Source organism: Dyadobacter frigoris, from assembly GCF_005280585.1.
In the GTDB taxonomy this organism is placed as follows: domain Bacteria; phylum Bacteroidota; class Bacteroidia; order Cytophagales; family Spirosomataceae; genus Dyadobacter; species Dyadobacter frigoris.
The window spans coordinates 57,303-68,586 of the sequence record NZ_SZVO01000002.1; the positions used below are offsets into that span (position 1 = coordinate 57,303).

The window sequence follows — 11,284 nt, forward strand, 5'->3', positions numbered from 1 at the left end:
AATATCAGATTATATATTTAACGAATGGCCAATTCCGGAAGTGATTTTAAAATCTTCCAATCGAGTTGGCCGTTTTTTATTGTCCATTCTTCTTCAAAAACACAGGTATCTTCCAGGTCAATATATTCTGCAATGGCTTTGTCTTTATCCAGCTGCAACTTCACAAATCCGTTATAGCCAAGCTTATATCGCCCTAATTCCAGTCTGACACGGCGGTCGTATAAATGTATTTTTGCAAGATCCGTTTCATTATCCGGCATTTTTATTTCAACCGGTAAACCTCCATGTCCCAGACAGCGACCAAATGCTACCGGGCCTTTTCCGTTTACATCTTTGTTGTAAATAACAAGCCGGTGATCATGTCCCCAAAACCAGATAACCGGTCTTTCAAATTCTCCCATTAGTTCACGAAGCTGAGCCCCCGGCCTGGTATATTCTTCCCTGAATGCCGAAATATAGGGATGATGGCTCAAAATAATCAGCCCTCTTTTGTCACCAGGATTTCCTAATTTCACAACATCACAAAGCCATTCAACTTGCTCTTTTTTCAAATGACAATCAGGAGGAGAAACAATTTCGAGTAATGGCCGACTTACGGAAGTATAACCGGTATCAATTCCGATAACACGCCAGTACTCATTTTCCAGACAGAAAAAACCAGCCTGCTGTGTTTTCCTTATCTCTCCTTCCTGTACATACATAGCAGGCAACAAATGCTGAAAAAAGGCATTTCCATTGGAATACATTTCATGATTTCCTGATAAAGCCAGACTTCCCGAAGCACCATAATACCAGGATGCATACGGTGCCGTAAAATTTTCTTCCACTTCTTTGGGTGTTCCGACGAAGTAAATATCACCCAGGTGAATCGTATAATCAGGCGCATAACGCGAAACCAGATGCGCTACTTTATCGGATTCAGCTGTGTCACTAGCCCAATCGGAAAGCAAGGCGATGCTGATTTCTTCGCGGCTCGGAATAGAAGATTGTAGTTGATAAACACCCGTGTCTCCATTTCTTGGATAAGCCTGATAAGGATGCCTTGGCCCAAAACGACTTTTCAGATAATGCCAGGCAAAACCGAATAGATTGGTTTTAAAAAATTCAGAAATGACGTTAGTAACCGAAGAAGTTTCCTTTACATGTTTTTCGTAAAGCTCTTGCTGCGTTTTCGCATGATTTTCAGCTTCACTATGTCCTAACGCAAGAAATTTTTTTGTCCGCTCTTCTGATTTTTCCTTCATGTAATGATTAAATTTCTAAAAGCATAAGATAGTTAAAAATTCAGTCCAAGGTTTAAATTAAATCGTATCTCACCAACATGTAAGTCGAAAAAACTAATCAGTATCGAAAACTAAAATCAACTAATTAACTCATTACAAATAACTTAAAAATAATAACGTAAGAAAAATACCGTTCAATCTTTGAATCTAAATAAACTTCAACGTATATTCAAAAGTATTTATAACTAACAAAGCCCAATAAAGATGAAAAAATTATTACTTTCTGCCATGCTGTTTTTTACAGCCCAGACCTTGTTTGCGCAAACCGCAACAATTAAGGTGATCGCTGATTTTGAAAGAGCGAAAACCTATACAAAACAGTATCTGGATGCGATGCCGGAAGACGGATATGCATTTAAACCAACGCCTGAAATGCGTTCTTTTGCTGAGCAAATGGATCACCTTGCTGATGTTAATTATGCCTTTATTTCAGCCGCAACGGGTAAGGCCAGCCCATTTAAAGAATCATTGGAAAAAGCAGCAGACCAATCCAAAGCCGCTGTAACCAAAGCGACGCTTGATAGCTACGATTTTATCATCAACATCCTGAAAGACATGAAAGATGCCGATCTCGAAAAAGATGTTAAAGTTTTTGGCAAGGACCTTAAAGTGAAAACTGCTTTTGAAAAAGACTTTGAGCATCAGACACATCACCGCGGACAGACAACCGTTTACATCCGTTTGAAAAGTGTTAAACCTCCGCAGGAAATGTTGTTTTAATTTATTAAAACTTAAAAATACAACTCCGTCATACCTGTTCATGGCGGAGTTGTATTATTTTTGGGCTTTCAGAATTAAAAATATTTTTTGTGAAAGATCAGCTAAATTCCAATAACAAGCCATTATTCCGTGTTCCGAAAATTTTTACAGGTTTTACTAATCTTGTCACCGGTGAAAGTACGCGTCACGGCGGCGTCAGTCCGGCTCCGTACAATTCGCTGAATCTTGGCGGATCGACAAAGGATACTCCTGAAAATGTTCTGGAAAATAATAAACGGTTTTTTGAATCGCTGCATATTGATTTTGAAAAAGTAGCCAAATCACATCAGGTACATGGTGCTGAAATTCTTACCGTTTCTACTGCCGGCCGTTATGAAGGTTACGATGCATTAATGACCAACATTCCGAACATTCAACTCGCGGTCACCATTGCCGATTGTACACCTATATTGATTTTTGATCCGATAAAAAAAGCAGTGGCCGCCATTCACGCCGGGTGGCGCGGAACTGTTCAGGAAATTGTTTTAAAAACGGGTTTGGCTATGCAAAAAGAATATGGAACAAACCCGGAAGATTGTCTGGCATATGTTGGAACTTGTATTGATGAATGTTCTTTCGAAGTTGGTGAGGATGTTGCAGATAATTTTGATTCGATCTTTAAACGCTGGGATGATCAGAAAAATAAATTCTTTGTCGATTTAAAATCAGCGAATAAAGAACAATTATTACGTTTTGGTATCAAACCTGAAAACATCGAAGTTTCGTCATTTTCAACGGTTTTGAATAATGAAGACTATTTTTCATACCGTTATGAAAACGGACTTACGGGAAGAATGCTCGTAACGATCGGGTTAACCGAATAATCAGTTAATTTTTCACAACAACCACTTTTCTTTTATATTGAGCCTTCTCGCCGGTTGGATCAAAAATATCAATTAGAATCAAATAATATCCGGTTTCGACAATGTCACCATTTTCATTTCTTCCATCCCAGGAAATTGCCCCGTCTGTTCCCAGCAGCTGATTTCTTAGTAGATTCTTAATCAATCTACCAAGGATATCGTAGATTTTAATCGTTGCTATTTTCCCTGATTGCAAGAGTTTATATTTTATTTGGGTAAAACCTGCGGCTATATTATCCGGGCTAAAAGCGCCTGGTTCTACCTCAAAAGTATCCTTTTCTGTATTCGTTTTTATTTGCGAGTTGGCATAGCCCGGTGTGGCATTTCCTGTGGTAGCGGCAGCGGAATGCCAGTTTGAAATAATTTCAGAAGAAATACCGGTATCTGATTTTTCAAGAGAAACTCCTTTTGTATCAGTAATTAATGGGTCGTGCATAGCCTCGTTATAATCAAAACGATCATAAATCTTTCCTTCCGGATTTTTAAAAATAACCCCACCTTCTGCGTTTGAATAAGCTGGCAGCGAACTTAGTTTAAGAAAATTCCCGGATTCATTTGCCGGATAATGTTCTTTAATAACTTCCGGATTCGTCGTTAACGCCAGATATCCGAAAGGTGGCAAAATATAATTTTCAGTTGTTATGATCCCGAAAACATCAGGCTGGCCATCCTTCACATTTCCTAAAGACCAATCTTTTAGATCAATATATTTCCTGGATCGATTATAAATTTCAACAAAATCAACACCACCTTCCGGTGGATTGAATAAAATTTCGTTTAAAACCACATCCCCCGAATCCGCTTTCGAAGGCAATCCAATAGTATAATCTGCCTGACGTAAGATATTTCCGGTGCAATCTGAAAGATTTTTTATTGATAAATTGTATGTTTCACCCGCCAAAAGTGAGAAACCCAGCGTAACAACCAAATTATGGAAATGTGGCGGTTCCAGTTTTCTCTTAACAATTTTTCGCCCCGACAATTCAATAAGAGTACCTGAAACTGCGACTAAACTATCCAGCTTTTCATTAGCAACAATCCTCAATTCGGTCGGTGAGGTTACATCAACCCGTTGAATTACAGGAGGCTCAAAATCTGGATTACTTCTTTGGGTACTATTTACTTTTGCAGGTGTTCCACCGCGTATATCGTTCGAGATCTCCCAGTTGCTTTGTTCACCGCAAGGATTATCCGTATCTGTCATTTCAATTGAATAACCGCCTGCACGTTTATCAGACGGCCACCAGCTATTTTCATAGGTGATTGAAAATACAAGACTATTTCCCGGGCTGTACAAGGAAATTGTTCCGCCCTCATTTGGAAGTAAAAACGTCGAAAGCGGAATTATTTTGCCAAATCCTATAAAATTGCTGGCATTTACTTTATTACAAAGCACCACATATTCGTCGGGTAGAATAATCGAATCGGGAAAAACTGCGGATCGTGTACCAATTGTTAATTTCCAGTTTTTCAGAAATACCGCTTGTCCGCTTCTATTATACAATTCAAGATATTCGACGGTTGGCAGGCCAATTGCAGGTATCGGATTTGCCATGATTTCAGAAATAACGATGCTGTTATAACTTTGGCCAAAAGAACTGAAATGAAGCACAAAAAATATCCCGACGACAATTCTTAAACTTTTCCAATTTATTAAAGACATATTTCCGCGTAGCAAGACGTTAAATAGTCTATACGGAATAAAATTGCTATGGTAACTAACAACCAAATCAGCATTGAATTAGGAAGGTCTTAAACAAAAAAATTCAACCCGTTTCTGAGTTGAATTCGACCTGGTATCTTTTAAAGCAATGCTGATTTATTTGCTTTCTTCTGTTTTCACTGGTTCTGTTGCAACAGCTTTAACGGGAGCGGCTGCTGTTTTTGGTGTCGTCGCAGCTTTTGGAGCAGGAGTCTTGGCTGGAGGAACAGCAGCCGGTTTGGACGAAGCCGAAGCTACCAATGTAGCTACTTTTTCTGCATGTTTCTTTTTATCCTTTTTAGACTCTTTTTCTTTCTTTGGTGATTTGGCTTTTTTCTCCGCATTTTTAACTTCTTTCTCTTTTCTCTTAGCTTCATCTTTTATGAACTTCGAGACTTTTTTAGCCAATTTAGCAGCTGCTTTTTCAATTGACTTTTTTATTTTTTTTGAATCAGCAGTCACCGCATCAAGCTTCGTAACAAGTGTTTCTGCGATTTCGGTAGTAAGTTTTTTCGTTGCGGATTTCATATTTTAAAATTATTTTTAATAATAAGACAGGATTCTGACCGGCTAATATTCTTATACACAGCCGCTTGATAAGTGAGTCATGCTCTTGTCTTTCAACCTACAAATACCGTCTAATAAATCCAGAAGAACAAATAAAACGTGTTATATTTATGTTAAATTTTTCTTGATAAATTCCCATAACACGATTCCCGCCGATACTGACACATTAAACGAATGTTTGGTACCAAATTGCGGTATTTCAACACATCCGTCACATACATCAATTACGTCATCCGCCACGCCTTCTACTTCATTTCCAAATACAAATGCACAGGGTATAGCAGGTTTGGGATCAAAATTTTGTAATAATGTACTGCCTTCCGCCTGTTCGACAGCAAAAACCTGATATCCTTGTTCTTTCAATTTCAAAACGGCCTGTAAAGTACTTTCTTCCTTTTCCCAGATCACCGCATTTTCTGCACCCAGTGCACTTTTAGTAATTTCCCGGTGCGGTGGATTTTGCGTGTAACCACACAAAATCATTTTCCTTGCCCGGAAGGCATCTGCCGTCCTAAAAAAAGATCCAACATTATTAAGGCTGCGGATATTGTCGAGCACAATAACAAAAGGAAATTTATCCGATTCTTTAAATTCTTCAACCGACAAACGGTTCATTTCTTCAATGAGCAGTTTACGCATTGCAATAGTTTTCGATAAAAATATGATAATAATATAATGACAAACGTACAACGAATTATTTAAAATGTTAACGTGCATGGTGGCGCACCTGGTTTTAAACATAGGGCAACTGTTTATCAAGCATTTAAAAATTAAATAGCCCATAGTACAATATTCTACTACTATGAAATCAAATTATTACTACATTTAATAAGAAATTATAACAACGAGTCTGGTTTTTATCTTATCGTTACTTGCAGCACAATCTGACGTCTATTGGATAATTAATCGGATTGTTATTAAAATTTTACTCTAAAAATAGTGAAGAAATACCTGGTGCTCCTCGCAATTTTACTAATCTTCGCAAGTAACAATTACATTTTTGCACAATCGCAAACAAATGAACAGAACGCTTACACAGTACATTATTATACTGAAGATAACGGGCTTCCTCAAAATAGCGTTAAAAACATTTCGGCTGACTCAGAAGGCTTTATATGGCTGACCACAGAAACGGGACTGGTAAGATTTGACGGAAAAAACTTTTTCACCTTTGATAAATCTAATCTGCCGATTACCTACAACAGGTTTTCCATGCTTCAGCCAAGCCTTGAAGGAGGAGATAAAAATAAAAAATCCAGGAAATTATATGCCGTTGCTGAAGGCTATCAGTTCGTTCGTATAGAGGCCGGAAAGGCTACAATGGATTCTGTATATACTAATAGAATTCGTTCGATTCCACATTTAAAAAAGTCGGGAGAGAATGTGCTTATGTCAAATGGCGCTCCTAATTATTTAAGAGACTGGCTAAATCCGGATTATTATGTTATTGCGGTTCCCGAGGGCGAAGGAAACTTTTTCATTTGCGAACGTCAAAAAATTGAATATTATTCAAACTGGAAAAAAAAATACGACTATACATTCAAAACACCTTTACCATGGAATTTTTTCACAATACGAAAAAGTCTTTATGCTTATACCAACAATGAATTCACACGTATCGACAAAAGCGGTTTAACAGACCTTTCCGTCACCGGTGATTTAGTAACGGATCACAATTATGTTCCGGGGAAACAGAATGGTAAAATATACTGGAACAATATATCCGATCAGGTTTTCCTATACCTTGAAAAAAATCTTTATGCCTTAAAAGAAGTGCCCGGAGATAAATTCAAAACAACGCTGCTCATCAAAGATTTTGACTTTGTTAAAAATAATATAACCTCTATCCATTATGACACGGCCAACCGGCGATTTTTCCTTGGAAGCGTTACAAAAGGTTTATTTGTCTTAAAAAACAAGTCATTTTATACACTGAGAACCAGTGGAAACAATCTGGAAAACGTTTTTTACGGACAAGCCATATTTGACTCAAATTCCGTCATCACTCCAAAAGGATATATTCTTGGAAAATCATTGAAAAGTAGTAAGATCAATCTAAAAAACTTTCCATTAATTCATTCTGAAAAATCGGCTGATGGATACGGGATTCTTAGCGACCGAAAGGGAAACATATGGAGAAAAAGCGGAGATGTCGTTTTTTGTTACAACATCCAAGGCAAAAAAATCATTGGTGAATGGGATTTAAAAACGGAGGTTAATCATCTTTACGAAGGCGATGACGGGACTATCTGGATTGGAACAAGGAGTTCGGGCTTGTTTTACATCAATTTATCGGATCCAAAACCAACACCACGGCAGTTTATCAAGGGGCCTTTGGATCGAATATCATTTGTTCTTCAAAAAACACCTCAGACACTTGTTATTGGTACCGCTCACGGACTTTTCTTTCTCAATCTATCATCTAAAAAACTTGTTTTTATTAAGGGTACAGAAAATTTTTATATCCGTAGCCTGTATATTTCTCAAATTACACCAGCCGGAAAAAATCCGGATGAAAAGGAAATCTGGATCACTACCTATGAAGATGGTTTCTTTCTTTTTTCGAAAAACAAACTCATTAAATTCCCGTTGGACAAACATAAATATCTCAGCGGGACACATTGCATCTTTCTGGATAAGCTTGGTTATTTCTGGCTTACAACCAACAAAGGCCTCTTTCGTATAGCCAAAAAAGATTTACTTGATTACGCCGGAAGTCATTTTGCTAACGAAAATAAAAGTATTTTCTCCCTGCACTTTACAAAAGAGCAGGGATTTTACACCAATGAATTTAATGGCGGTTGCCAGCCCTGTGCACTAAGACTGCCCAATGGTTATGTTTCACTGCCTTCACTGGATGGACTCGTCTGGTTTATCCCTGAAAATATAAAATCAGAATTGCCTGAAAAAAATATCATACTGGACCGTTATGAGGTCCGGGGAAAGAGTATTGCCGCATCAGGTGACTCGATCATATTCCCACTCAATCCTCAGCAAATAAAGATTTATCTGACGACAGCTTACTTCGGAAACCCGGCTAACCTGAATATTTCCTATGCCCTGCTGGAAAACCCGCAGTCGAAAACGATGCCCGATGAATGGCTTGATCTGGATGGAACAAATACAACGATTCCAATTGGAAGCCTTACTGCCGGGAATTATACGTTATTCATCCGAAAGAGTAATGGCTTTGGGAAAGATAATTATACGTATAAAAAAATATCCATAATAGTACCGCCGGACTGGTATGAAACCAAATGGTTCAGAGTGGCTGCTTTGCTTGTTTTCATGCTTGCAGTTTACCTTTTTATTCGTCTAAGATTACGTATTATCAAAAAAGAAAATCGTTTACTGGAAATTAAAATAGCAAGGCGTACCAGAAAACTTGAACATACATTTAGCGCTCTGGAAAAATCCGAACGGGAATTGCACCGGCAAATGCATATCCAAACAAGACTTATCGCCTCTATGTCGCACGACATAAAAACGCCTCTGAAATTTGTTTCCAATGCCGCCGGCAGAATTGAGGATATGCTGGACAATGAAAAGATAGACGCCGTGGTCAAGCTTGGAAAAACGATCGAGCATTCGACCGATCAGATGTATAATTTGCTGGAAAACCTTATTGCTTACGTTAAAACACAAGTTTATGGAAGCAAAATAGAGTTTGAAGAAACCAATCTGTTTACATCTCTGTCTGATAAATTTGAAATTTTTGAGCATGTAATCCGCGAGCGCTCCAACCAGTTTAGTAACGAAGTAGATACTTTGGTGAATGTTGTTACCAACGCCCAGCTACTGGGTATTATCGTGCACAATCTGATTGATAATGCAAATAAATTCTCTTTCAATGCTGACATTAAAATAAGAACAGCAATAATCGACGCTAAAATACATCTGATCATTTCCGATTCTGGCCCCGGAATGCCTGACGAACTAGTCAATTGGCTCAATACTTCTTCAAAAACGGATTCTTTCGAAAAAGCTAAACTATTTTCCATTCATTATAATGGATTGGGACTAACTATTGTAAAGGAATTGTCGATGTTACTAAAATTAAATTTATTGGTTGAAAAAAATCAGGGTACACTAGTACACCTCATTTTCCCATAAAATCAATAAGTGGCAAATTAATTCAAATCCAGGTCCTTGGATTTATAAAGTTCCAGTTTTTTAAACATTTCAATAATATTGGCCACTTCCAGTTTCTCAAAAATCCGTGCTTTATAAGTGCTGATCGTTGTCTCTTTAAGATTCAGCAATGTAGCAATTTCTTTGGTCCATTTCCCCTGCGCCAGCAAATGCATTACTTCAAGCTCCCGTTTGGATAGATCTTCAAGTGGATTAGAACTTATATATTTACTATCCAGGATATTTTTCACCATTTGCTGCTGAACCTTGTTGCTGATGTATTTCCCGTTGTTAAGTACTGCTGCAATAGCAACCTTATATTCCTCCTCAGAAGCACTTTTGGACAGAAATCCGTTAGCACCGGCATGGATATAGTGAAGTGCATATATTTCTTCCTCCGAACCGGAAAAAACCAAAATCCTGACACTTGGCTGAATCGCCCTGATTTTGTTGATCATCCTGCTGTTTTCACCTCCCGGAATATTGATATCCAGAACAATCAGATCAAATACATTTTTTTGAAGAAACCCCAGTGCAGAAGTAAAATTAGAAGCCTGATGCACTTCTACTGGCTGAAACAATTCAGTTACAAGAAAATCTATACCCATTCTTACAATAGCATGATCTTCTACGATTAAAATTCTTTTCATTATACGTTTGAGTAAAACTCATCATTGAATTGAAAATCAAATACCAAAGGTTACAATGCCTATTTTCTGAGCATTGATTACCATTCATACGTTTAGTTCAAATCCAGTTCTGATTGTGAGGGTATCCTTAAATTATAACAAAAGAAGCAGATACCTGATAAAATCACCGGAGTATCTGCTTCTTCAAAATATCAAAATACATGTATCAACTGTCTATCAACTTAATTTTAGTAATCAATTCCACAATATTTTTAACGCCCATTTTTTCAAAAATACGAGCCTTGTAAGTACTAACTGTTGATAATTGCAGACTTAGCTTTTCTGCAATTTTTGCAGTTCCAAAACCTTCTTTCAACAAGTTCATAACGTCCTTCTCTCTTGGAGAAAGACTAACGATTGGATCCGGAAGAAATTCCTTTGGATTGATAAGTCTGTTGATATTGATCTGCTGCATATCAGCGCTCATATATTTCTTGTTATCGAGCACACTCAGCACAGCAGTTTTAAATTCATCTTCCGCTGCATCTTTGGATAAATATCCATCAGCACCAGCCTGAAGATATAACAAACCGTACAATTGCTCATCGTAACTTGAAAACATAAGTATACGAATATCAGGACGCTTTATCCTGATCGTTTCAATCATTTTGGTATTATTCCCACCGGGAATGTTGATGTCTAATATGAGAAGATCAAATGTTTGGTTGCCCAACTCCAGCAAGACCTTCTGAAAAGTATCAACCCCCGTAATCTGAGATTCAGGAATAAGGGACTTTAAGAGGTGTTTGGTTCCGATGCGAACCACAGCGTGATCCTCGGCAATAAGTATGTGCTTCATGAAAATTTTATATACTAATTATAGTAGAAATAGTATTACCTCAAAGTTAGAATTAATTATTTATCTAATCACTAAGTTACCAGATAAATTCTAATTGCTTGGTACACAGATATGGTAACTTTAAAAATAATGATAAAATGAATTGGCTAAATTAGGTTTAAACTGATGTCTGCACGTATCTCCTTCCGAAATGACAAGTGTAAAATTTTGAAAATCAAAAATCTCATCTCAAATATTACAGGAAACAAAGTCCAACTAATCGAATTACCCGGCTCCTTTTTGCAAATTCGGTGGTCATTTTTTACTTAAAAAATAATTATGGCTATAATTTACAAAGATAATTGACAAAAAAACCAATAAATCTCTACAAATAAACAAGAAATGATGCTACAAAGAAAAAAGAATATATCTACATTACGTTGTCCACTTACTAATTTGTTAATATACAACTCATTATAATTTATTAAATAATTAATAATTCTAATATTTTA

Annotated in this window: 9 protein-coding genes; 3 read left to right on the forward strand and 6 right to left on the reverse strand. The window is 37.2% G+C overall.

The features are described 5' to 3' along the window. Positions 1-17: 17 nt before the first annotated feature. Positions 18-1,244 carry a metallophosphoesterase family protein gene (locus FDK13_RS04050; protein ID WP_137338713.1) on the reverse strand — a complete coding sequence of 409 codons (1,227 nt, stop codon included), beginning with the start codon at positions 1,242-1,244 and terminating at the stop codon, positions 18-20. 243 nt (positions 1,245-1,487) lie between these two features. On the opposite strand from FDK13_RS04050, the gene FDK13_RS04055 reads away from it, so the two are divergent. Then, the gene (locus tag FDK13_RS04055) at positions 1,488-2,003 is read left to right on the forward strand and encodes a DinB family protein (protein WP_137338714.1); all 516 of its coding nucleotides are present in this window, start codon (positions 1,488-1,490) and stop codon (positions 2,001-2,003) included. 89 nt (positions 2,004-2,092) lie between these two features. After that, positions 2,093-2,866: a peptidoglycan editing factor PgeF gene (gene pgeF / locus FDK13_RS04060; RefSeq protein ID WP_137338715.1), complete on the forward strand. Its 774-nt coding sequence runs from the start codon at positions 2,093-2,095 to the stop codon at positions 2,864-2,866. 4 nt (positions 2,867-2,870) lie between these two features. Here the strand turns inward: pgeF and FDK13_RS04065 are convergent, their stop codons facing one another. The 3 genes from FDK13_RS04065 to FDK13_RS04075 all read right to left on the reverse strand — a co-directional run bounded on the left by FDK13_RS04065 (position 2,871) and on the right by FDK13_RS04075 (position 5,813). Next, on the reverse strand, positions 2,871-4,568 hold the full coding sequence (locus FDK13_RS04065; protein ID WP_137338716.1) for a lamin tail domain-containing protein: 1,698 nt from the start codon (positions 4,566-4,568) through the stop codon (positions 2,871-2,873). A 156-nt stretch (positions 4,569-4,724) separates the two neighbouring features. Next, on the reverse strand, positions 4,725-5,135 hold the full coding sequence (locus FDK13_RS04070) for a histone H1/H5 family protein, HCT subfamily (RefSeq protein WP_181956142.1): 411 nt from the start codon (positions 5,133-5,135) through the stop codon (positions 4,725-4,727). 147 nt (positions 5,136-5,282) lie between these two features. Next, positions 5,283-5,813 (reverse strand): RNA methyltransferase, encoded by a 531-nt coding sequence (locus FDK13_RS04075; RefSeq protein WP_137338717.1) that lies wholly within the window; start codon positions 5,811-5,813, stop codon positions 5,283-5,285. 300 nt (positions 5,814-6,113) lie between these two features. Between FDK13_RS04075 and FDK13_RS04080 the strand changes: the two genes are divergently transcribed. After that, entirely contained in the window at positions 6,114-9,287 is a 3,174-nt protein-coding gene (locus FDK13_RS04080; protein WP_137338718.1) for a sensor histidine kinase, read from the forward strand. A gap of 17 nt (positions 9,288-9,304) precedes the next feature. On the opposite strand, the gene FDK13_RS04085 is transcribed toward FDK13_RS04080, so the two are convergent. After that, positions 9,305-9,955, reverse strand: coding sequence for a response regulator (locus tag FDK13_RS04085; RefSeq protein ID WP_137338719.1), 651 nt, complete (start codon positions 9,953-9,955; stop codon positions 9,305-9,307). Between the two features lie 205 nt (positions 9,956-10,160). After that, positions 10,161-10,793 carry a response regulator gene (locus FDK13_RS04090; RefSeq protein ID WP_137338720.1) on the reverse strand — a complete coding sequence of 211 codons (633 nt, stop codon included), beginning with the start codon at positions 10,791-10,793 and terminating at the stop codon, positions 10,161-10,163. Positions 10,794-11,284 lie beyond the last annotated feature (491 nt).

Bases quoted from the DNA above. Each gene is read 5' to 3' on its own strand.
- FDK13_RS04055 (WP_137338714.1), top strand. From the start codon at position 1,488: ATGAAAAAATTATTACTTTCTGCCATGCTGTTTTTTACAGCCCAGACC.
- FDK13_RS04085 (WP_137338719.1), bottom strand. From the start codon at position 9,955: ATGAAAAGAATTTTAATCGTAGAAGATCATGCTATTGTAAGAATGGGT.
- FDK13_RS04065 (WP_137338716.1), bottom strand. From the start codon at position 4,568: ATGTCTTTAATAAATTGGAAAAGTTTAAGAATTGTCGTCGGGATATTT.
- FDK13_RS04050 (WP_137338713.1), bottom strand. From the start codon at position 1,244: ATGAAGGAAAAATCAGAAGAGCGGACAAAAAAATTTCTTGCGTTAGGA.
- FDK13_RS04090 (WP_137338720.1), bottom strand. From the start codon at position 10,793: ATGAAGCACATACTTATTGCCGAGGATCACGCTGTGGTTCGCATCGGA.
- FDK13_RS04070 (WP_181956142.1), bottom strand. From the start codon at position 5,135: ATGAAATCCGCAACGAAAAAACTTACTACCGAAATCGCAGAAACACTT.
- FDK13_RS04075 (WP_137338717.1), bottom strand. From the start codon at position 5,813: ATGCGTAAACTGCTCATTGAAGAAATGAACCGTTTGTCGGTTGAAGAA.